23 protein-coding genes and 1 pseudogene are annotated in these 20367 nt (G+C 42.3%); 21 read left to right on the top strand and 3 right to left on the bottom strand.

Annotated elements, in window-relative coordinates:
* Positions 1-51 precede the first annotated feature (51 nt).
* The 15 genes and pseudogenes from QQK89_RS29620 to QQK89_RS04655 all read left to right on the top strand — a co-directional run.
* A pseudogene (locus QQK89_RS29620) lies at positions 52-147 on the top strand (DUF6199 family natural product biosynthesis protein); the annotation flags it as partial.
* Positions 148-339: 192 nt separating this feature from the next.
* Positions 340-894 carry a hypothetical protein gene (locus tag QQK89_RS04720; RefSeq protein WP_284237291.1) on the top strand — a complete coding sequence of 185 codons (555 nt, stop codon included), beginning with the start codon at positions 340-342 and terminating at the stop codon, positions 892-894.
* Between the two features lie 165 nt (positions 895-1059).
* Positions 1060-1482 carry a hypothetical protein gene (locus QQK89_RS04715; protein WP_284237290.1) on the top strand — a complete coding sequence of 141 codons (423 nt, stop codon included), beginning with the start codon at positions 1060-1062 and terminating at the stop codon, positions 1480-1482.
* A gap of 190 nt (positions 1483-1672) precedes the next feature.
* Positions 1673-2518, top strand: coding sequence for a hypothetical protein (locus QQK89_RS04710; protein WP_284237289.1), 846 nt, complete (start codon positions 1673-1675; stop codon positions 2516-2518).
* Positions 2519-2798: 280 nt separating this feature from the next.
* Positions 2799-3134, top strand: coding sequence for a hypothetical protein (locus QQK89_RS04705; protein ID WP_284237288.1), 336 nt, complete (start codon positions 2799-2801; stop codon positions 3132-3134).
* 645 nt (positions 3135-3779) lie between these two features.
* Entirely contained in the window at positions 3780-4115 is a 336-nt protein-coding gene (locus tag QQK89_RS04700; RefSeq protein WP_284237287.1) for a hypothetical protein, read from the top strand.
* 123 nt (positions 4116-4238) lie between these two features.
* Entirely contained in the window at positions 4239-4811 is a 573-nt protein-coding gene (locus QQK89_RS04695; protein WP_284237286.1) for a DinB family protein, read from the top strand.
* A 249-nt stretch (positions 4812-5060) separates the two neighbouring features.
* On the top strand, positions 5061-5480 hold the full coding sequence (locus QQK89_RS04690; RefSeq protein ID WP_284237285.1) for a DUF7674 family protein: 420 nt from the start codon (positions 5061-5063) through the stop codon (positions 5478-5480).
* Complete coding sequence (locus QQK89_RS04685; RefSeq protein ID WP_284237284.1) at positions 5477-5821, top strand: hypothetical protein; 345 nt, start codon at positions 5477-5479, stop codon at positions 5819-5821. The genes QQK89_RS04690 and QQK89_RS04685 overlap by 4 nt, the downstream gene beginning before the upstream one ends.
* 385 nt (positions 5822-6206) lie before the next feature.
* Positions 6207-6581: a hypothetical protein gene (locus tag QQK89_RS04680; protein WP_284237283.1), complete on the top strand. Its 375-nt coding sequence runs from the start codon at positions 6207-6209 to the stop codon at positions 6579-6581.
* Between the two features lie 178 nt (positions 6582-6759).
* Positions 6760-7137 (top strand): hypothetical protein, encoded by a 378-nt coding sequence (locus QQK89_RS04675; protein ID WP_284237282.1) that lies wholly within the window; start codon positions 6760-6762, stop codon positions 7135-7137.
* A 137-nt stretch (positions 7138-7274) separates the two neighbouring features.
* A complete protein-coding gene (locus tag QQK89_RS04670) occupies positions 7275-7802 on the top strand; it encodes a hypothetical protein (protein ID WP_284237281.1) in 528 nt (175 codons plus the stop codon).
* Between the two features lie 58 nt (positions 7803-7860).
* Positions 7861-8064 (top strand): hypothetical protein, encoded by a 204-nt coding sequence (locus QQK89_RS04665; protein WP_284237280.1) that lies wholly within the window; start codon positions 7861-7863, stop codon positions 8062-8064.
* A 162-nt stretch (positions 8065-8226) separates the two neighbouring features.
* Positions 8227-8679 carry a DinB family protein gene (locus QQK89_RS04660; protein WP_284237279.1) on the top strand — a complete coding sequence of 151 codons (453 nt, stop codon included), beginning with the start codon at positions 8227-8229 and terminating at the stop codon, positions 8677-8679.
* 203 nt (positions 8680-8882) lie between these two features.
* Entirely contained in the window at positions 8883-9566 is a 684-nt protein-coding gene (locus QQK89_RS04655) for an HAD family hydrolase (RefSeq protein WP_284237278.1), read from the top strand.
* Positions 9567-9978: 412 nt separating this feature from the next.
* Here the strand turns inward: QQK89_RS04655 and QQK89_RS04650 are convergent, their stop codons facing one another.
* Both QQK89_RS04650 and QQK89_RS04645 read right to left on the bottom strand, forming a co-directional pair.
* Positions 9979-12192: a sensor histidine kinase gene (locus tag QQK89_RS04650; protein WP_284237277.1), complete on the bottom strand. Its 2214-nt coding sequence runs from the start codon at positions 12190-12192 to the stop codon at positions 9979-9981.
* Positions 12170-12862, bottom strand: a complete 693-nt coding sequence (locus QQK89_RS04645; RefSeq protein WP_284237276.1) for a response regulator transcription factor — start codon at positions 12860-12862, stop codon at positions 12170-12172. Before QQK89_RS04645 ends, QQK89_RS04650 begins: the two co-directional genes overlap by 23 nt.
* A 172-nt stretch (positions 12863-13034) precedes the next feature.
* On the opposite strand from QQK89_RS04645, the gene QQK89_RS04640 reads away from it, so the two are divergent.
* The gene (locus QQK89_RS04640; protein ID WP_284237275.1) at positions 13035-14561 is read left to right on the top strand and encodes a sulfatase family protein; all 1527 of its coding nucleotides are present in this window, start codon (positions 13035-13037) and stop codon (positions 14559-14561) included.
* Between the two features lie 78 nt (positions 14562-14639).
* Here the strand turns inward: QQK89_RS04640 and gdhA are convergent, their stop codons facing one another.
* On the bottom strand, positions 14640-16019 hold the full coding sequence (gene gdhA / locus QQK89_RS04635) for an NADP-specific glutamate dehydrogenase (protein ID WP_284237274.1): 1380 nt from the start codon (positions 16017-16019) through the stop codon (positions 14640-14642).
* A gap of 149 nt (positions 16020-16168) precedes the next feature.
* Here gdhA and QQK89_RS04630 point away from each other — a divergent pair, with 149 nt between their 5' ends.
* The 5 genes from QQK89_RS04630 to QQK89_RS04610 all read left to right on the top strand — a co-directional run bounded on the left by QQK89_RS04630 (position 16169) and on the right by QQK89_RS04610 (position 20116).
* Positions 16169-17068, top strand: a complete 900-nt coding sequence (locus QQK89_RS04630; RefSeq protein WP_284237273.1) for a LysR family transcriptional regulator — start codon at positions 16169-16171, stop codon at positions 17066-17068.
* Positions 17069-17131: 63 nt separating this feature from the next.
* On the top strand, positions 17132-17308 hold the full coding sequence (locus QQK89_RS04625) for a YjfB family protein (RefSeq protein WP_284237272.1): 177 nt from the start codon (positions 17132-17134) through the stop codon (positions 17306-17308).
* Positions 17309-17461: 153 nt separating this feature from the next.
* A complete protein-coding gene (locus QQK89_RS04620) occupies positions 17462-17830 on the top strand; it encodes a DoxX family protein (protein ID WP_284237271.1) in 369 nt (122 codons plus the stop codon).
* A 286-nt stretch (positions 17831-18116) separates the two neighbouring features.
* The gene (locus QQK89_RS04615) at positions 18117-19058 is read left to right on the top strand and encodes an alpha/beta hydrolase (RefSeq protein ID WP_284237304.1); all 942 of its coding nucleotides are present in this window, start codon (positions 18117-18119) and stop codon (positions 19056-19058) included.
* 59 nt (positions 19059-19117) lie between these two features.
* Positions 19118-20116, top strand: coding sequence for a type I glyceraldehyde-3-phosphate dehydrogenase (locus QQK89_RS04610; RefSeq protein ID WP_284237270.1), 999 nt, complete (start codon positions 19118-19120; stop codon positions 20114-20116).
* Positions 20117-20367 lie beyond the last annotated feature (251 nt).

Raw genomic sequence — 20367 nt, 5'->3', positions numbered from 1 at the left:
AAGGTGTTTTAATTTGTCTCACTCTATGGGGTCAGTCCCAATGATGCGACCGAACCTTCTAATTTTTATATTTTGATAACAAGGATTGGTGGAGTCTTACTTATTATTCTAAGTTTAATAATTGTAATTGCTTATCAGTTTATATGAAATTATTTATGAAGTCATACACAGGTTTCCTAATTTGTAGCATATTGAACTATCGGAGAACATTAGTTTAAAACAAAGACCGGCAGTAGATCAGAGAACCGCTGCCGGTCTTTGTTGAAGTAACGGGCAGGATAACACAATAATTTCCACGAATATATTTTGAAAAGATTTGAGCCAGTGAAGGGGTGTTATATGGAAAAAGGAAAACAACCGTTAGTTATTGCTATTGCAGCGGTCTCTGGTGGGGGAAAAACAACCATTACTACCCGACTTAACGCCACACTACAAAATTCAAAAGGTCTGTATTTTGATGAATATGATTTCGATGGACCCGAAGATATTATCAACTGGGTTGATAATGGTGCAAATTATGATGAATGGAACTTAACTCCTCTAATTAGAGATTTGAAGTCCCTATTTACCGAGTCATTAGATTATGTTGTATTAGATTTTCCTTTTGCATATAAACACAGTGATACAAAAGACTTAATTGACCTTGCTGTTTTTATTGATACTCCTCTAGATATTGCAATGGCTCGTCGGTTAATTAGAGATCATCATGGTTCAACGGCGGAAGATATTATTGCTGAAATGAGTAATTATATTCTTCATGGAAGACGCGGTTACCTTGAGATGCTGAATTCGATAAAGCCTGATAGTGATATTATTGTAGACGGAACACTAACAGTAGCCGAGATTATAAACGTTATCATCGAGAAAATAGATACTAACAGGCTACTAAGCTAACGAAGAACGTTAGTTCAGCCATCCAGGAGAAGAAGTTTTTCAAAAGGACAGCTACTCTTTTTTTATTAAGCTGAAGGGCAGTTTAAATGGAAGAAATTATAATTTTAAATCTAATGCTTCCCATGCTAATATCACATTTATTAGATACCATTTGGAGGAAAATTAATGAGTTTTCGAATGATTGTTCTACTCCTTGTACTTGTGGTCGTTGCTACAGGCTGCGCTAACAAAGAGAAAGAAGCAAGTAAAGTAACGTTAGATGAAGTTATTCAAGAAATTCAATCTGAAGGACCTGAGTTAATTTCTAAAGGTCAAGTAAACAATGATTCTGATGCTTTTGACGGTGTAAAACCAAACTTATTCGATATAATAAGTCCAGTTAAGCCAGATTCAATTTATATATATATTTTTGATTCGGAAAACGATGCTAAAATAGCAGCCACAAAAATTAGCGGTAAATTTAAAGTAAAAACACCCACTTCTATCGAAGGTTATTTGGGGAGAAATGCGTTGGTCATATATTTCTCCAAAGCCGGTAACGTTGACAAGTTCGACGTTGAGCTTCAAACAGCGATGCAGAAGCTATAATCTGCGAGAAATAAGTCTGCAGTAAATTAATACGCTATCTGGGAACGTTAGTTCAGCCAGCTAGGAGCAGTTTGTCACAACGGCAACTGCTCTATTTTTATTAAGCTAAAGGGCAGGTTTATTCCAATATGTGGTCGAAAATTATTATAAAAAGGATGAGTTCAATAAATGAGAGCGATGGTGAACATTTATGGTAGCTATCAGAGATGGCTTCAAATTTATTGAGAACAATTTATTCGACACTCTCATTTTAGATGGAGATAATATAGCACGATGCTTAGATTATTTAAATGAGCGAGACATAAGTAAGCTGTCCATATTATCAACTTATTACAAAGGTACTGACTTAGAATTTCTGAATGATTGTAAACATATCCTAGAGTTGGATATTGATACTGAACGAATTACAGATCTAGCAGGGATATATAAACTCTCTCAGTTGAAAGTCTTGTCCTTCACAGAACTGAAATTTGATTTTGATTTGTCGCCTTTCAAGGAACTCCAAGCGTTTGCAGCAATCTATAATAATAAGCTAAAAAACTTAGTTACACTAAAGCAACTTAAACATTTAGAGTTAACTAAATTTAAAAGTACAAATGGGGATTTGGGAGAATTAATCGAATTGAATAATTTAGAATCACTTCGGTTAACTCAAGCCTCAATCAGTTCCTTAAAAGGCTCAAAAGTATATACTAAAATGAAAAAACTGGAGCTTTATTATTTACGTCGACTATCCTTACTTGATGAATTACCTGATAACCTAGAAGCCCTTTACTTGGAGTCTTGTTCCAGACTTGAGAATCATCAGTTTATTGCGAAATTAAAGAAGCTCGAGCATTTGAAACTTACTAAGTGTGGTGAAATTAAATCATTGGATTTTGTTCAAAATCTGCCGCTTTTAAGTTCCATCAGCTTTATTGATACAAACGTACTAGGTGGAGATTTATCTCCGTGTATTGGACTTAATTACGTCGGATTCATTGATAAGAAGCATTACTCTCATAAGTTTAAGGAGCTGAATCCAAGTAAGTATTAAAATCTGTTCCGCATAGTATAAAAAGTGGGATCCAGCGTTGATGCCATTGAACTAATTGTTGAGGATATAGTGAACGTAAACAATGCGTTTAGTGGATTAAGCTATTGGGAAACGATAATTGAATGTACACGCAGGTAGCTCTGATTAAAAAGGGGCTGCTGGTTCGTGATCTTATGCGCAGGTTAGTTAAAACAAATTGCGAATATTTTAAGCACGTAGAATAAGAAGTTAGCAGACTAACTGTTTAAAGCTGACGTAAATACTAACGAAAGGACTAATAATGAAAAACTCGATAAATAAATACTTATACCGTACAGGTTTGGCTATTGCTGCTAGTTATGCTATCTACATAATTCTTACAGGTTTGTTTGAGAAACCCAAATATCTTCTGCTCGTCTATAACAGAACAATAAACTATGATGTTCCAATTGAAGGACTCGAAGATCCAAAGCATAGGATAAATATAGTTACAAATGGGATGCCAGAGATTGAAGAAAGAGTAAATATTTCTTCTGCACCTTTATATGTACTAATCAGAGAGAAAAAACATGATATCGAATTCGTAACAGATAAAATAGATAAATTAAATGACTTTCTTAAATATGAAATCAGGTAATTTGAGGATCACTTCAAATAGGTTAGCAACATCATATCCCACTGTATTCACCGCGGCTCTCGTTAGTTCATTACGCTCCCTCGAAATGATTCAATTTCCTCACTCAGACTCATGAATTCGCAGGATTTCATCCTATAGTTAACTTGAAGAAATGGATGAAGTGGGAGCAAGAGGGATGGAGATAGGGAACTAACGAGGAAACGATAGTTCAAGGCAGCACGACGGCAGCTTATCATATGATGAGCTGTCGTTTTCTTAACTTACGGGCAGGATAACGTAACAAACTCCACGGAAATACGTCTAAATACTGGGAGTATATTTAGGGGATAGACCGATACCTGCTCGAAGTAGACCTCCAAAGGCAATGTCGTGTGAAAGGTGGTAAAGGAAATAGCATCCCTTATTGTTCCAATTCACTGGTTTAAAAAGCAAAATGGGAGGGTTAAATTCACACTCATAACCTTACTGTTAATAGCCGCCGTTGTTTTCTTCGCAATAGCTTCATCATTAATACTGGCTGCGTTCCGACTTACTTATCGTCATTGGGTCATTTCGGTAGGCTTTTTCCTGTTGCTACTTTTGGTTGCCGCATTTTCTTGTGGACTTATAGCTTGTCTACAAATGTACAAGAAAAGGTTCACTGTGTTGATTCGTACTGTTGGGACGATAGCACTGTTGGCAGCTGTTGGCTTTGGAGGTTATTTGGGGTGTTTCATTTCAATATTTTATACTGCCAGTATCGAGGAGCAGATGGTTGAGCGGGATGGCACAAAAATGATTGCCGAAGTAAGTGCGTTTTTGGATGTAGATGTGTATTACTACGACTATAAAAACTGGTTTGTTCGAAGTGAAAAATACAGAATTCATGAGTGGTACGGAAGCGGTGGATATAACCCACTTAAAAATGAATTAAAGCCAGAACCGATAACAGTAACGTACTATGATAAAAATGGAAATCCCATAGGCGGGGCGGGACAGTAAATGAGGTAAAGCCATTAATCTAACGGAGGATAGTTCAATCACTTCACGAATATATCAGGTACAAATAATTTGTAGAGTTCTTGAATAAGACGTTTCTGAAATTACTCGAAGGCGGGAAGAATAATGACTGTAAAGCAAACCATTGAGTTCATAGGCTATGATCTTTCACGAACTTTGCAGGAATACCATGCATGGTTTGATTTAAGTCCAGAGCTGCTTAGTTATAGACCTGCTATAGGATGGAGTATTGAGCAAATTCTAGAACATGTTACATTAACTAATCAATTCTTGTTAATTCTGATTCGTAAAGGCAAGAAAAAGGCTAAAGAACTTTCCTTGAAGGTCGATCTGACTCAAGAATTAACTAGTTATCAAAGTAATTTAGGGAAACTTAAAATGATTGCAGAGCACAAATCTTTTACGTGGATCCGACCAGAGCATATGGAGCCAAAAGGCGAAAAAACATTAATTGAAGTTAGAACATTATTAGACGATCAGATAAGTGAATGCTTAGAAATACTTAACGAAATACCAAACGGTGAAGGAATATTATATAAGACCACAATGACAGTAAATAATCTAGGAAAAATTGATGTTTACCAGTATATCTACTTTTTATGTCAGCATGCTCAGCGTCATATCACTCAAATGCAAGGCGTTAAAAAAGAGTACAGTAGATTTAAAGATACTGAGTAGCTTCAGATAAAAATTTCTATACTTATTAATCATTTTCAGTAAGGGCAAGTGAGTCAGTCATGAAAAAAACATAAACTTGAACTAACACGAGACATTAGCTTAACGCATTTTGGAGCAGTTTGCCGGTGGCAGCAGCTCCATTTTTTATTCCACTTATAGGCAGTTATCCATGGTAAAATCGAAGCAAAATGATTTACGCGTCGTGACTTGGAAAATTTGAATCATTTTACTCCAAAAGGTAGGTGTACAGTGAAAAAAGAAATCTCTAAAAGCAAAGTAATGGAATTAATTCTCCAAGCGTGTCCATCTTATAAAAAACAGTGGGATGAATATGTTCAGAAAAATTATAAGAATGGAGATGAACAGTTACTATATATTGATTTAGCTAATTTCGCTACTTATTTTGTTGATTTGTATAAACACAATAAAATAAGTGAGTTTCCATCAGTGTTTGATGTAATTGAATTGTTGCTTACAAATGGCGATGATTTTGTTAAAGAGGCTGCATCAATTGGATTATTGGAAGATTTACAAAATAGATTACTAAATAATGAAATAAATACGAATGTCTTTAATCAATATTTAAAACAAGAGTCATTAAAATGGTGGAACCACTTAAATGATCTTTGGGATGGCAAAACCAATTTATGTTGGCGGTCCAGTCCATGAACATTAACTTATTAGAATGGGTAGACAAATACCAGATAGAACAGAGAACAATTGAATTTTTTTGGCTTAACTTCTATAGCTACATGAAGGAAGAACCTGAGGAGTTTAGAGAAGTCTTTGGTGATACTTTTGAATTTAAATCCTTAAAAGTTCAGGTAAATAAAATCGAACTATACATTGATTCCTGGGATGAAAAAAGGGACTTCCCTGTACGAAATTATGGTTTTGATTATGCAGAATCCTATGTCTACATAATATATCAAGATAAGAATCTCGGTGTATATACATGTCTCTTCACATTGGATGGGCTCTCATTTGATGATTTTTTCATTATCGATTAGGAATGTTTTGTAGTATGGGTGAATGGCTTTGTCAATTCCGTTTCTGACATCTTGTGAACGTACCACGTAATTTAAAGTGTCATGAAAAGTTTGGCCAATCATTTGATCAGTTGCCAACATAATAATCCCGATCTACAACCTTGAGAAATCAAGGTTCTTTTTCATTTGTACGTATTTTTTTCGTTTTTATTTTGACGTGAAAATCCCTTATACTACGCTCGCGACAATCAAATCACCTTATTAAGTGGTTTTGTTATCAATATTTGAGTGAGTTAGGTAATTTGAATAAAGTAAAGTCAAACAAGACTTCATGAAGCTAACTGGGAGTTTAGCGTGGAAATATATGCTATAGTTTATGGGAAGGTTGAATTTGTGGGGGATTAATATGAATACTGATACTCTTTTATCGAGAATGATACTTAAACATGCTTACAAAGCGTTTACTAATAATTATCCTGTATTATTCTACACCTTAATTTTTCAAAAGGAAGATGGAGTCGTCCCACAAGAAGTAATTATCGAATTTAAGTATGACGAAGTTGAGCAGAAGTTAATCCGACCACTTAGTTACGGACACGGGCAGCCGCAAGGTGTAAATTGTCCATTATGTGGTCGTTGGACAGGTAATGAAAGAGACTATACGAGATGTAAGGCTATAGGTGATATTAAATATATTTTATTAGATTATATAAATCAGCAAACTGACTTAGAATTAGTGCCATCCCAAATAAAAACACTTACCGAGATTCAATCTGAATAGAATGTAATACGTTAAACAAACGAGGAACGATAGTTGAATGACCAAACTGACAAAGCTGCCGGTACAGGATCGGCAGCTTTGTTACTTTAACGGGAGGTTAACGCAACAAATCCATTGTAATTACGTATAGGATATACTTGGGAAATTTGGAGGTTTATAAAACGGAGTTGGAGGACATATGACGAAATTCAATAAAGACCTTTCATTTGATGAAAAAATGAAGATTGTCCAAAAAGAAGTAAGCGAGGAAAAGGAATATCTGAACCACCTTTCCTTTGATCCAAAGCCTGTTATTGAGATTGTAAAAAGATATATCGATCTATGGGATCCCGTCCTGCTGTTAGCAATGGAATGCCCAGAGGACGAATATGAATCGGAAATTAGAACAATATCAATTTATATTACCAAACATATGGACGACTTAGATGTAATAAAACTTGAAAGACAACTCAGAGAGGTATTTGAGAATACTTTTGAAGAGGTGATTGTTCAGGATCATAGATCGATTGATACAGCAACTCGAATACATACTGCCATAAGAGATCTCACTAAATAGAGCAAACAGCAGTCAGTGGACGGCTATCGTTAAGCTATCTGGGAACTTTAGTGAAACAACAAGACAGCTGCCGACTGATTGTCAGCAGCTGTTTTTCATTGAATATATTGGGGAACATTATCAATGAGGTGGTTTTTATGAAGTTAATTTTTCTACTCTTGACCCTGGTGTTTGGGATACAGGCAAACCAAGGTTTACACTACTCGTTTATGAAGTCGTTTAGCAATGTAGAAATTTTTGATAAACCATATGAGAGTGATTATCTAAAGTATTTTGGTATTAGCGGACTGAATTGGTACGCAGAAATAAAAGATAGCGACAGAAATGTAATAAAGGCTGAAATTAAAAATGAAAATTGGAGTACTCTTCATTACCAAGGGTATAGAATATCCTTCGATTCCAATGGATATTTAGCCAATATAAAAATAGCCTCACCATCATACCGATTCGGAAAGAAAAGAATCGGTATCGGTAGCACTTATAAAGAAGTGAAAAGAGCATATTGGCATCAAGGAAAAGTAAGGGATATGAAAGCAAACGAAATTGGGTTCATTGATGGTTATGAAGGGCATCCAAGTAATGATGCCTACAAACCTTGGGTATTCTTTAAGTTTGATGATGAGCAAAAGGTTATTGATATGACCATTTGTCCTAATGGAATCTAGGATGCCTTATTAAGCTAACTGGGAACTTTAGTTGAAGAGATCACAACTCAGGAGGATTATGATGAAGCAGGAATGGATAGATGTAGTAAATCAACTAGCAGACAATCCAGCCTTATCAATTACATGTCCGGATTGTGGATGCTATGTTCTTGAAATTCTTGATGTTGACTCCCCTCTTAATACAGTTGATTTTGAGAGGTATATAGCCTGTTCTCATTGCAAAGCACAAGCTGTTATAAAAATGAAGCGTAAAAAATCTTAAGCTAATTGGGAACTTTAGCTTAATAAAAAACGAAACGGTAGCTCACAAATGATGAGCTACCGTTTTCTCAACTCAAGGGCAGAATACTTGATTACTGTAATAATTTATGGCATAGTAATTGCGAACAAATGTTTTCATTTCGGTTTGGAGGTTATTTAAAAAATGAGTGAAAAACGGAATCAATTTGAAGAAATGATTGAAGAATTTTTAGCACTCAAGAAATACCCAGAGGATGTCCTTACCGACCCAATTGCAACAGGCAAATGGTCGATTAGAGAAATAGTTGGTCATCTGTTTTATTGGGATAAATTTAGTTTGGAAAAGATGGTACCTTTGATGATTCATGAAGCCACATTGCCTCCTTTTCCAAATCATGATTTACATAATGAAGAAGGCATATCATATATTAATAGGTATGATAGCGTAAACGATATCATCGATGAATTCGCCAAAACTAGAAAACAGTTAGTAGAAGAATTAAGAAAATTAAACAATGATATTCGGTTCAACATTGGACATGAATCCAACACCTATTCATGCGAGCGATATGTAGATGTATTTTTGCATCACGACAATGACCATTTGAATCAGATTAAAGAGAAGCTTAACTGCTGACTTGTGTTGGCCGTTCCGCTGTCGGCAAACGTTTGTTTAATAAACCTTCAATGTTGAGCAGACTTAAGCAGTCTGCTCGTTTTATTAAGGCAGGCAGGATAATGACAATGCCTACCAGTGATAAAAGCATAAAAAGATGTAGGGAATTAAAGGAAACAAAATAGTTATTCAGAATATGTAATGAGTATTTAGGAGGGGTGAAATTGGCTGTAAAAGCTGTCTTTTTTGATTTGTTTGAGACACTAATCTCGGAATTTGAGAACGGTAAAAGAAAGGCACAAAGATCTACTCACTTCGTAGAACAGCTTGGCATTGAATCGAAAGTATTTGATAAAGAGTGGAGTGAGAGGCAAGAGAAAAGAATGGACGGTACTTACTCCGATTTTCCTTCGGTGTTAAAGGAAATTTTTACTTGCCTCGGTCATGAAGTATCAAATGAAACTATTAATACAATACATACAGAAAGAGTTAAGTCCAAATCTATACCTTTTAGCAGAATAGACGTTGGAATTTTAGATATGTTGGAGCAAATAAAAGCACTGGGAGTGAAAATCTGTCTAATTAGCAACTGTACTCCAGAGGAAGTATCCGTTTGGGAGTCTTGCTTATTAGCAAAATATTTCGATGATGTTATTTTTTCTTATGCTGTGAAAATGGCAAAACCTAGTTCTGAAATTTATCATCTCGCTTGCAAAAGAATGGATGTATCACCGTCAGAGTCATTATTTGTTGGTGACGGTGGATCGAATGAACTACAGGGCGCCGCAAAAGTTGGAATGGTGCCTTACCATGCTACTTGGTTTATTCCGCCTTTTAAAAGTGAAAAAATTACGGATTTCCCCAAGCTATCAAAGCCATCAGAATTATTGACGTTATTAAGAGCGTAAACGGCTCGTTACGTTAACGGAGTACGTTAAATGAGACAGTGCAGCAACCGGTTACTAATGCCGGCTGCTGCATTGTCTTTATGGGTAACTACTTGTTCAAAACTTAAACGGGACTTTAAGAAAAACTTAAGAATTTTCCCCCTTATTTATTAAAAAAATTTCCTTATCCTTATATATAGATGCGCTGAAGGAGAAGGGAGAACGTTTCATTATGGAGCGGCAAGTAAAGTTTGCTATTTTGCGGAGGTACGAGTCTTTGTGTTATCAGATTTGCCATTATCTTATACAGCATGAACCTTCTGCGTCCGAAGCGGCGAAAGAGGCATTGCTTAGCATCGCCGTTGATGCTTGTTTTTTTACGGACTCAGACGAGACGCGCAAGGAGAAAGTTCGGCGTACCAGCATCCGAATGTCATTGCTGCGCCAAAATCACGGTAGCCTTAAATAAATCTCCATCGGTCTCCAGCGTCAGACGGCCTTTATGAAGGTCGATAATCGACTTCGCGATCGCTAGTCCAAGTCCTGAACCGTCCGTATGCCGCGACGTATCACCGCGCTTGAACCGCTCGAACAACTCCTCGGCATGATCGTTAATCTCATACTTCGATACGTTTTTGAACGTTATCGCAACTTCTTGCTGCGCAGATGCTTGTATCGTGATATAAGCCCTCGTATGTTCCATCGCGTATTTCATCATGTTCCCGATCAGGTTATCGAATACGCGCCATAACTTCTGGCCATCTGCAACGACATAGACGGGCTCCTCCGGAATTGAAATGCGGAACTGAATATTCGAGTTATCCATCACTTCTTTATATTCGGCGAGCGCCTGCTGCATAAGCTGGACAACATCGGTTTCCTCTAGCTGCAATTTTGCATTACCGCTTGCCATGGTAGACACTTCGAACAAATCGTCAATCATCGTTTTTAACCGTTTGGATTTCTGATCGATAATCTCCGCGTAAGCGGCTTGTTCCTCCCTCGACGCATCGCCTGACTTCAGTAATCCGGCGTAAGTAATAATGGAGGTAAGGGGAGTCCGCAGATCATGGCTTACATTCGTAATGAGCTCCGTCTTCAGCCTTTCGCTTTTTGCCTGCTCATTCTGCATAACGCTGACGCCTTGCCTTAAGGCGTTGATATTAATCGCCAAGGAAGCGACTACACCGCTGCCTTTACGGGGGAGCATGTCCGGCGTCCGTCCGGCAGCCAGCTCATCCGCGGCTATGGCGATCCGACTCAGGAAACCGAGCTTCCGGAGAAAGAGAAGAAATACGACAATGCCAATAACAGCCGCAATGCCCACAAACAACAAATAGAAGTAGTCATCATAAATCTCGATGTACGTAATCATCCATCCGCCAATATAACCCAGTCCGATAAAAAGGACAGAGAAAAAGAACAGCTGCATCGCCGTGCTTTTATATAGGAAAGAGCTTTTCATGAGTTTAGTCATTTGTTCGATTATAGCTTTCACTCGCGAGCCGCTTCGCTTCAGCATGGAACGAGACAAAGCGGTTCGTATACCGCTCTCGCTCTGAAGCTCACTGGCAAGAAGTTTCCCTTGGTGAAGGGTGAAGGCCATGCCCAATGCTGCTGCAATAATAGAAACAAGCAATTTCCCGACATACAGCAAAGGTAATTCAAATAGAGAAGAATAATAGCCAGCTGAATGCAAGAGAATAGCACCAGTTAGCATAAAGGCTCCCAGCATCAATACAACTCTCGCATCGATTGGCAACTTATAATAGACATTCGTCTGTCTAGACATGACTCTCTTGAACCGCGCTATGCATACAACAAGCAGAATCGTACAGACCAGGACATAAGCGAACAAACTCGATCGCTCTAACTTGTACTGTTTGGCTGCCTTCTGCTGCACACCGTACGCCGGCACCGCCACCCAGCCCTGATAGGGCTCCAGCGTAGCATCCACCAATTCGTGTGCTCCAATCTGTTTGTGTAGGGAATTGACGGTGTCTACCGTATAATCTGTTGTAAAGGCATGACCGCTAATTAATTCATTGTGTGCATTCTGTTCATTCCTAACGCTCAAATTGGTATGAATAACATCCTTAGACGGGTTCACGAAATAATAGTCGAATTGCGTGAGGTAATCATTATATTTGGTGCGATAGGCTTCTCTTAGTCTGAAATAGGTGTCTAATCGTTCCTCTTTCTTGTCCATAATTAGAGCGGTTACTTGATCGTCATCTTGATAGAGAGTTGTCATCTCTTTAATTTTCTGATCTCTCTCCGTCTTGTAAAAAGTGGCTACAGAGTTGCTGTTTGCATTCAAGGCATCTTGAATTTGAGCCGCGTATTCGCTGCGAATATTATTGACCTGCCCTGTGAGAGAACCTAGCTCATTACGGTATTCTACGATTTCGCTCTTGTCCACCTTAATAGAAGACAATGCTTCCTTCTTGGAGGGCGAGTTGAGCTCAAACAAATTCAAATAAGCGGTGAATTGCTCCAGTTGATAACGAAACTGCTCCGTATGGTAATAATCGCGCTGCAGATAACGATCGCCCGAATTCAATAATGTCAGAGGTCCGCTTAAGCCAATAATAATGAGTAACGAATAGATAAATAACCGGATTCTACTTCTCCATTTTGTATCCAATACCCCACACCACTTTCAAATATCTTGGGTTTTTCGGTTCAATCTCGATCTTTTCGCGGATCTTGCGAATATGTACCGCTACCGTATTTTCGGCATTGTAGCCCGGTTCCTTCCAGACGCGTTCATAAATCTCCTGAATCGAGAGGACTCGTCCCGCATTGGTCATTAGCAGTTCCACGATTTTGAATTCGATCGGCGTCAGCTTTACCGCTTCGCCATGCACCGTTACTTCCTTGGCTTCCTGATCTAGCGTAAGCCCCCGCAGATTGACGGTCTTTTTGGCCCCTTCATAGGATCCAAAAGTTACATATCTTCTAAGCTGGGATTTCACGCGCGCTACTAGCTCCATCGGATTAAAGGGTTTCGTCATATAATCATCTGCCCCAACATGAAGGCCAAGAATCTTATCGCTGTCTTCGCTTTTGGCACTTAACATCAGGATAGGGAGATTACGATGCTCGCGGATTTTGAAGGTGGCCGTTATACCGTCAAGCTTTGGCATCATTACATCCAAAATAATGAGATGCACTTGGTTCGACTCCAGCATCCCGAGCGCTTCCAGACCGTCTTGCGCCTTCAAGACGGCAATGCCTTCCTGCTTCAAATAAATTTCGATCGCATCGCGTATTTCCTTATCGTCATCAACTACCAGCACAACACGCTGCTCCATATCTCTCACCCCCTTCACATACTCACTCATTATAATTGGAAAATCTTAATAACCCACCATGTAAATTATGAAGAACTTCTTAATTTGTTACATTTACAAGAAGTTGACGCGACAGTAGTATTCAATAATAGAAGCAATTAATTTGGAAATAAATGGAGGATAGAGGCAAAGCATGAATAAACCTAATATCTTATTGATCCAGACGGACCAGCAAACAGCGGAAACTTTAAGTCTATACGGGAATACGGCTTTGGCAACGCCGGCACTTGAAGCTTTGGCAGAGCGGGGGGTTGTGTTTGAACAAGCTTTCTGCAATTATCCGGCATGCGCGCCTTCGCGGTCTTCCATGTTCACGGGCCGTTATTGTTCAACGCTTAATTTGCATGCCAATCATATGCTCATTAATCCAGCCGAAGTAACCTTGCCTCAAGTTTTAAAAAACCATGGTTATCAAACGGCAATTATCGGGAAAAATCATGCCTTTATGGATAAGCAGCCCTCTATTTATCCGGGAGGAGTACCGGACAATCCTGCTTTGCTGAGGGAAGCGTTCGATTATGTGCGTCTAGCTGACCATGGTCATATGGTCGATGGATTCCGGGATGATCCCGGGGCACAAGCCGCGCATGCTTGGGCCGTGGAGCATTGCTGGAGCAGCCCGCTTGGTCACGGTACCAATCCCGCGCCAATCGAGAAATGCGGCACGTATTTGCTTGGCGAGACGATGCTCGATTATTTAGATCATGTCCGAAACGTTGAGAAGCCGTTTTTCACCTGGTTGTCTTTCCCGGATCCGCATACGCCGTATCAAGTACCGGAGCCATATGCAAGCTTGATTCGGCCGGAAGACGTTCCGATGCCACCGGTGGATACTTTGGAAGGCAAGCCTGAGCGAGTGAAGGTTGCGCATCTGATGGATGCGATGGATAAAGCGGACGAGGCGTTAATTAGGCAGGTACGCGCTATTCATTATGGAATGATTCGGTTCATTGACGATACCTTGGCCAAAATTTTTGCCCGCATGGAAGAGTTGGGTCTTTGGGACAATACCGTGATCATCTTTACCTCCGATCATGGCGACTCCATGGGGGCTCACGGCATTATTCAGAAGCATAATTTCTTCTATGATTCTTTCACTCATGTCCCGTTTGTGATGTCGGTTCCGGGTTATGAGGGCAGCAAACGAACTTCCAACCTGCTGGAGCTCATTGATATTATGCCTACGTTGCTGGAGCTTGCGGAAATACCCGTTCCACCCGGCTGCCAAGGAAAAAGCCATGTGCCTTTCCTAAGAGGAGACGCCTCTTATATCCCGCGCGAATATGTCGTTATGGAGAGCGGGGAACACGGAGATCCGGTAAAAGTGTCCGATATCACATTGCGCCCCGAGCATCCTTTTGACGAGCGGTATTTTGTATGGTGTGCTTATTCGGATGCCTGGATTGGGAAAGGGAAAGCGATTCGCACAAACGATTGGAAGCTTTGCGTGTATGCCAATGGCGAAGGAGAACTGTATGATTTGAAGGCGGACCCCCATGAGCTGCACAATCGGTTTGATGACCCGGCCCAAGCTGCTGTTCGTATCGAGCTGGAACGCAAGCTGTTGTTATGGTCCATGGAGAAGGAAGACCGTCTGCCGTTAAATAACACGGTGAACCTGTCCATGCAGTCGATGCGCGAAAAATACGACGTGAATTAGAAAAACCCCACTGCTCCGCGAGATGAACGGAGCAGTGGGGTATCGTTATTATACTGTTTCGTTATAGCACCAGTGTGCTTATACGCCTTGAGCAATCATCGCGTCGGCGACTTTGACGAAGCCGGCGATATTCGCCCCAATGACCAAGTTGCCTGGAACGCCGTAAACTTCCGAAGCTTTCATGCTTTCGCTATAGATGTTATGCATGATGAGCTGAAGCTTAGCGTCCACTTCCTCCATCGTCCAAGACAATCTTGCGCTATTTTGCGCCATTTCGAGCGCCGAGACGGACACGCCGCCCGCGTTTGCCGCTTTCGCCGGAGCGAACAGGACTTTATTGTCCAGGAATACGTCAATAGCTTCCAGCGTAGAAGGCATGTTTGCGCCTTCGCCAACGGCTTTTACGCCGTTAGCTACAAGCAGTTCCGCCGCAGCTTTGTCGATTTCGTTTTGCGTTGCGCAAGGAAGGGCGATGTCGCAAGCAACGGTCCAAATGCCGGAGCAGCCTTCCACGTAGATGGCATCCGGATGCTCAAGGACGTAATCCTTGCATCTGCGGTTCTCGACTTCTTTCAATCGTTTAAGGGTGTCCAGATTAATGCCGGCTTCGTGATAAATATAACCGCTGGAATCGCTGCAAGCCACAACCTTGGCGCCAAGCTGAATCGCTTTCTCAATCGCATAGATCGATACGTTGCCCGAGCCGGATACTACGACGGTGCTGCCGTTAAAGCCTAGGCCTTTGCTTTTGAGCATCTCTTCCACAAAGTATACGGCACCGTAACCGGTAGCTTCCTTGCGTCCCAGACTGCCTCCGTATCCGAGCCCTTTGCCGGTCAGTACGCCAGCTTCATAAGCGCCAGCGAGCTTCTTGTATTGTCCGAACATAAAGCCGATTTCTCTTGCGCCAACCCCGATATCGCCGGCCGGTACGTCCGTATCCGGTCCGATATGATTGCTCAGCTCCATCATAAAGCTTTGGCAGAAGCGCATAATTTCCAGATCCGATTTCCCTTTAGGATCAAAGTCGGAACCGCCTTTACCGCCGCCGATCGCCTGGCCGGTTAACGAGTTTTTGAAAATTTGCTCAAAACCGAGGAATTTAATAATGCTGGCATTAACGGAAGGATGGAAGCGCAATCCGCCTTTGTATGGGCCAATCGCATTGTTGAATTGAACGCGGAAGCCGCGGTTCACTTGAACCTGGCCTTTATCATCGGTCCAAGGTACCCGGAAGGAAATGAGACGATCCGGTTCGACTAGACGGTCCAGAACGGCATGTTTGATGTATTTCGGGTTTTGCGCAAGAGCAGGGATCAAGGAAAGGAAGACTTCCTTTACAGCCTGATGGAATTCGACTTCACCAGGATTGCGTTTTTGGACCGTTTCAAACAATTCATCGATGTACTGGTGTGCGGCTTCCGTGTTAACTTGTTCAACTTCCTGTACGATACTCATGAATATCACTCCCTCAAATTTTGGCTGTTGCATAATGATTTCTCTTTTGTAAATTAGTAGTTTAATATTAATATCAAATAATTAATCGCAACAATATTCAGATAGGATAAACTTAATGCGTTTTGCGCATAAAGGATGAGGGAACAAGCATGGAAATCAGACAAATGCGATATTTTATGGAAGTTGCTAGGCGGGAACATGTGACCGAAGCCGCCAATGTCCTCCATGTCGCGCAATCCTCTGTCAGCAGACAGCTGGCCCAATTGGAAAGCGAATTAGGGGTGGATTTGTTTATCCGCAATGGCCGAAGAGTGAAGCTGACGCCAATCGGAAAGATTCTACTCCAGCGCGTAGAGCAGATGTTGAACATGATGAGCGAAACGGAACGGGAAATAAAGGAGTATCTGGATCCGGAAAAAGGCGTCGTCCGCATCGCATTCCCGATCAGCTTGGCTGCCCATGTGTTGCCGAAAGCGATCTATGCCTTTCGCAAACGGTATCCGGAAGCAAAGTTCCAAATGAGGCAAGCGTTATATAACGACTTAATCGATGGCGTCATTCAAGGCGAATTTAATTTGGCGATGATCGCTCCGCTGCCAAATGAAGATCCGCATATTAAACAAAAGCTGCTATTTACGGAGCGGATCGTGGCGCTGTTACCCATTCATCATCCGCTGGCGGGCCGGGAGAGCATTCAGCTGTCGGAGATGAAAGACGAATCGTTTGTTACTTTGCCTGAAGGGACGATCTTCCGGAAGATCGTCTTGCAAGCTTGCAGCGAACTCGGCTTTACGCCGCATATCGCCTTCGAAGGGGATGACATTGATGCGCTTAAAGGGTTAGTATCCGCGGGACTTGGAATCGCGCTTATGCCCGAGGTTACGCTAGCCCAGAACATTCCGCAGTCCACGGTAAAAATTCCTTTAGCCGATCCCGAGGTAACCCGCAGCATCGGCATCATCTGTCCGACAGGGCGGAAGCTGCTTCCGACGGAGCAGTTGTTTTACCGTTTTCTCACGGAATTTTATACGCCGGAGTACAAGCTATAACTAGGAGTCACGTATGATCCGATACAACAAGTGAGACCAAATACCTTATGCAGGAGGTGAATCATGGATATCCCGGCACTTTCCGTTGCCATGTCCCACAGCAAGCTGAAGATCGACGTTGGAATCAGCGTGCTCAAGATGGCGCAAGACCATGCGGCACAACAATCGCAGCAGATGGTGCAAATGATGGCGCAAAGCGTGCAGCCTCATTTAGGCGGCACGCTTGATTTGAAGGTATAACGAAGGAGAAAAACGCAGCTAACCGGCTGCGTTTTTTTATTTGCCATTAGCTAAAAAACTGCTTTACAGGACACCAAAAGGTGTTATATTATAAAGACATAAAAGGACACCTAAAGGTGTCTGATAATTGAGAATAGGGAGAGGTTTTAAAACATGCATATATTGGCGATTATTTTCCAAAGCTGGCTTCTTTTCTCGATGGCGTTTTTTGGAGGCAGCAAACTTGCCGGAGCGGGACATCAGGTTGAATTGTTCGATTCCGTCAAGCTGCCGCAATGGTTCCGCGTCGTGACTGGCGTTCTCCAGCTTGCAGCGGGTATCGGCCTAATTATCGGTTATTGGAACGCGGAAATCGCGGTCTGGAGCGCCATCTTTGTAGGTCTCATGATGCTTGTTGCGGTGCTGTCGCATCTTAGAGTCAAGCATTCGTTCGGGAAGATTTTCCCGGCGATCTTGAACCTTGCGATCTCTATCGCGGTTGTGTTTCTATACGCGGACGAATTGTCCAATTTGTTCGGTTAAACATAAACCGGTACGCTGAATTTTTCGGCGGCACCGGTTTTTTTATTCAAATGTAAATAATAATTTACAATTTTTAGGTCTAATCAACTTAGGGAAATAGTAAAGTAAACTCTATTTATTGGATGAATATTGTTCTAAACTATTTACAGTATTTTCTTTCTGCAAGCTCTCCGGTGGGGGCTTCCAGATTCAATTTGCCGCATAACGGGGATTTAAGTTGTACAAGTCCAATCCGATTGGATGAAACCAATGAGGCAAGGAGAGGTTTGAGATGATGGAGAAAACGATAAGCAAGAAGATCGTGCTGGAGCCAGAGGCTTTGAAATTTGCGCAGGATACGGCTAACCCCCCTTATTTGTTTGATCTTGGACCGGAAAAAGGACGCGAAACGGTTAATGACGTCCAATCCGGAGATATCGCGAAGCCGCCTGTCGACATCACCGATCTGATGATTGAGGGCGGACCAAGCGGGCAAGTATCGGTTCGTATTTTTCGCGCGCCTAACTGTACGAAGAAACTGCCGGCCATCTTATATATCCATGGCGCGGGTTGGGTATTCGGCAATTCGCATACCCATGATCGCCTCGTACGCGAGCTGGCTGTAGGGTCGGAAGCTGCTGTTGTGTTTCCGAATTACAGCTTGTCGCCGGAAGCGAAGTATCCAACGGCCATTGAAGAAATTTATGCAACGCTGGAGTGGATTGTTAGCAACGGGGACGAGCATGGCATCGATACAAGCCGGCTTTACGTAGCCGGGGACAGTGTTGGCGGTAACATGACGGCAGCGATCACGCTTATGGCAAAAGAACGCAAAGGACCGGAAATTCATAAGCAGCTGCTATTCTATCCGGTGACGGACGCGGGTAATGAGACCGAGTCCTACAAGGAATTCGCGACGGGTTATTTCCTTCGCCGGGACGCTATGGTCTGGTTCTGGGATCAATATACGACAACACGCGAGGAGCGCGAGGAGATCTATGCCTCTCCGCTTCGTGCGACAACCGAGCAGCTTAAAGGCTTGCCGCAAGCACTAATCATTACGGGCGAAGCGGATGTCCTTCGCGATGAAGGCGAAGCTTACGCCAATAAGCTGCGCGAGGCTGGCGTGCGGGTTACGCAGGCGCGCTTCCAGGGTACGATTCACGATTTTGTCATGCTGAATGCCCTAGCTGATACGTCTGCTGCCCGCGGAGCGATGTTGCTGGCGAATGCTTGGCTGAAGGAATAACTTTATTTATTGCAATGGTAAATAAATCGATTGCGCAGATGCGCAGGCAGGAGCAGAACATGAACAATATTGCTATTTTTGGCTTTGGACGGATTGGCAGACAGCTTCTTCGCGTGGCTTTGCAGGACCAGCTGTTTGTGCCGGTATCCATCTCGGATATTAAGGACGAAGCGACGCTTGCGGCTCTCTTTGAGGTCGATACGAACTATAAGCGTTGGCCGGAGCCCGTGGCAGGAACGGAAGGCGCGATCCGGATCGGCGACCGCTCCATTCTTTATTTGAACTCGTCGCAAGAGATTCCGAACTGGAGCGAGCTTGGCGTTGGTCTCGTCATTGATTGCACGGGACGCGCGGTGACAAGACAGGTAGCGGAGCTTCATCTGGAGCGCGGTGCGAGGCGTGTTCTCGTCAGCGGACCTAGCAAAACCCTTGACGATTGCGATGCGGTATTGCTGAAAGGCATCAATCTCGACAGCTTTGATCCGGAGAAGCACAAAATCATCAGCATGGCCAGCTGCACGACCAATGCGCTCGCTCCAGTCGTTAAGCTGGTCCGTGAAAACTTCGGCATTCAATACGGCTTATTCTCGACGGTGCATTCCTATACGAATACGCAATCGCTGACGGATCAGCCGATGAGAGACCGCCGGGATTCTTGGGCAGCCGCGGAAAATATTATCCCGTCCTCTTCTGGTGCGGCGAAGGCGCTGAAGTTTATTTGGCCGGATCTGCAGATCACGGGTAAAGCTTACCGGATTCCGACTCGCACCGGAAGTATCGCGGAGCTTAACCTGGTCACGGAGAAGCCGTGTACCGCCCAAGAGATTAACGATATGTTCCGCCAAGCCGCGCAGGCAGGCCCGCTTAACGGAGTTCTTGATGTATTGGAAGGGGAATGGGCTTCTTCGCGTATCGTAGGCGACTCCCATTCTTCGATTATCGATCTGCCGCTGACCCATGTACAGGGCGGACTTTTATCCGTTGCAGCTTGGTATGATAACGAGTGGGGCTATGCTTCGCGCCTCGCCGAAGTAGCGGCATTTCTAGACCGTCATTAATTGCGAATAGGAACGTCAGGGGGTATCCCATAAGTCATGTAAATGACGATGGGACACTCCTTTGTTTGTATTTGGGCTAAACAGCAGCCTGCGCATAAAATGTTCTTCCGATCGCCATTGCTCAGGGATTCCTTTGAATCAACGAGGTATGGTTGGCATCCCTTCACAAAAGCGAACGCTTCAAAGCTTTCTGAAAGAAAGCTACTTCGTAAGCATGTGCTTCGCTTCTCCAGAATCATTTAATGCTCCGT

It is taken from the genome of Paenibacillus glycanilyticus, assembly GCF_030161375.1.
GTDB lineage: Bacteria > Bacillota > Bacilli > Paenibacillales > Paenibacillaceae > Pristimantibacillus > Pristimantibacillus glycanilyticus_B.
The sequence above is the reverse complement of the archived record's forward strand: the minus strand, read 5'-3'. Positions and strand labels throughout refer to the sequence as shown.

Bases quoted from the DNA above. Each gene is read 5' to 3' on its own strand.
- QQK89_RS04720 (WP_284237291.1), top strand. From the start codon at position 340: ATGGAAAAAGGAAAACAACCGTTAGTTATTGCTATTGCAGCGGTCTCT.
- QQK89_RS04715 (WP_284237290.1), top strand. From the start codon at position 1,060: ATGAGTTTTCGAATGATTGTTCTACTCCTTGTACTTGTGGTCGTTGCT.
- QQK89_RS04710 (WP_284237289.1), top strand. From the start codon at position 1,673: ATGGTAGCTATCAGAGATGGCTTCAAATTTATTGAGAACAATTTATTC.
- QQK89_RS04705 (WP_284237288.1), top strand. From the start codon at position 2,799: ATGAAAAACTCGATAAATAAATACTTATACCGTACAGGTTTGGCTATT.
- QQK89_RS04695 (WP_284237286.1), top strand. From the start codon at position 4,239: ATGACTGTAAAGCAAACCATTGAGTTCATAGGCTATGATCTTTCACGA.
- QQK89_RS04685 (WP_284237284.1), top strand. From the start codon at position 5,477: ATGAACATTAACTTATTAGAATGGGTAGACAAATACCAGATAGAACAG.
- QQK89_RS04680 (WP_284237283.1), top strand. From the start codon at position 6,207: ATGAATACTGATACTCTTTTATCGAGAATGATACTTAAACATGCTTAC.
- QQK89_RS04675 (WP_284237282.1), top strand. From the start codon at position 6,760: ATGACGAAATTCAATAAAGACCTTTCATTTGATGAAAAAATGAAGATT.
- QQK89_RS04670 (WP_284237281.1), top strand. From the start codon at position 7,275: ATGAAGTTAATTTTTCTACTCTTGACCCTGGTGTTTGGGATACAGGCA.
- QQK89_RS04665 (WP_284237280.1), top strand. From the start codon at position 7,861: ATGATGAAGCAGGAATGGATAGATGTAGTAAATCAACTAGCAGACAAT.
- QQK89_RS04660 (WP_284237279.1), top strand. From the start codon at position 8,227: ATGAGTGAAAAACGGAATCAATTTGAAGAAATGATTGAAGAATTTTTA.
- QQK89_RS04645 (WP_284237276.1), bottom strand. From the start codon at position 12,862: ATGGAGCAGCGTGTTGTGCTGGTAGTTGATGACGATAAGGAAATACGC.
- QQK89_RS04640 (WP_284237275.1), top strand. From the start codon at position 13,035: ATGAATAAACCTAATATCTTATTGATCCAGACGGACCAGCAAACAGCG.
- gdhA (WP_284237274.1), bottom strand. From the start codon at position 16,019: ATGAGTATCGTACAGGAAGTTGAACAAGTTAACACGGAAGCCGCACAC.
- QQK89_RS04630 (WP_284237273.1), top strand. From the start codon at position 16,169: ATGGAAATCAGACAAATGCGATATTTTATGGAAGTTGCTAGGCGGGAA.
- QQK89_RS04625 (WP_284237272.1), top strand. From the start codon at position 17,132: ATGGATATCCCGGCACTTTCCGTTGCCATGTCCCACAGCAAGCTGAAG.
- QQK89_RS04620 (WP_284237271.1), top strand. From the start codon at position 17,462: ATGCATATATTGGCGATTATTTTCCAAAGCTGGCTTCTTTTCTCGATG.
- QQK89_RS04610 (WP_284237270.1), top strand. From the start codon at position 19,118: ATGAACAATATTGCTATTTTTGGCTTTGGACGGATTGGCAGACAGCTT.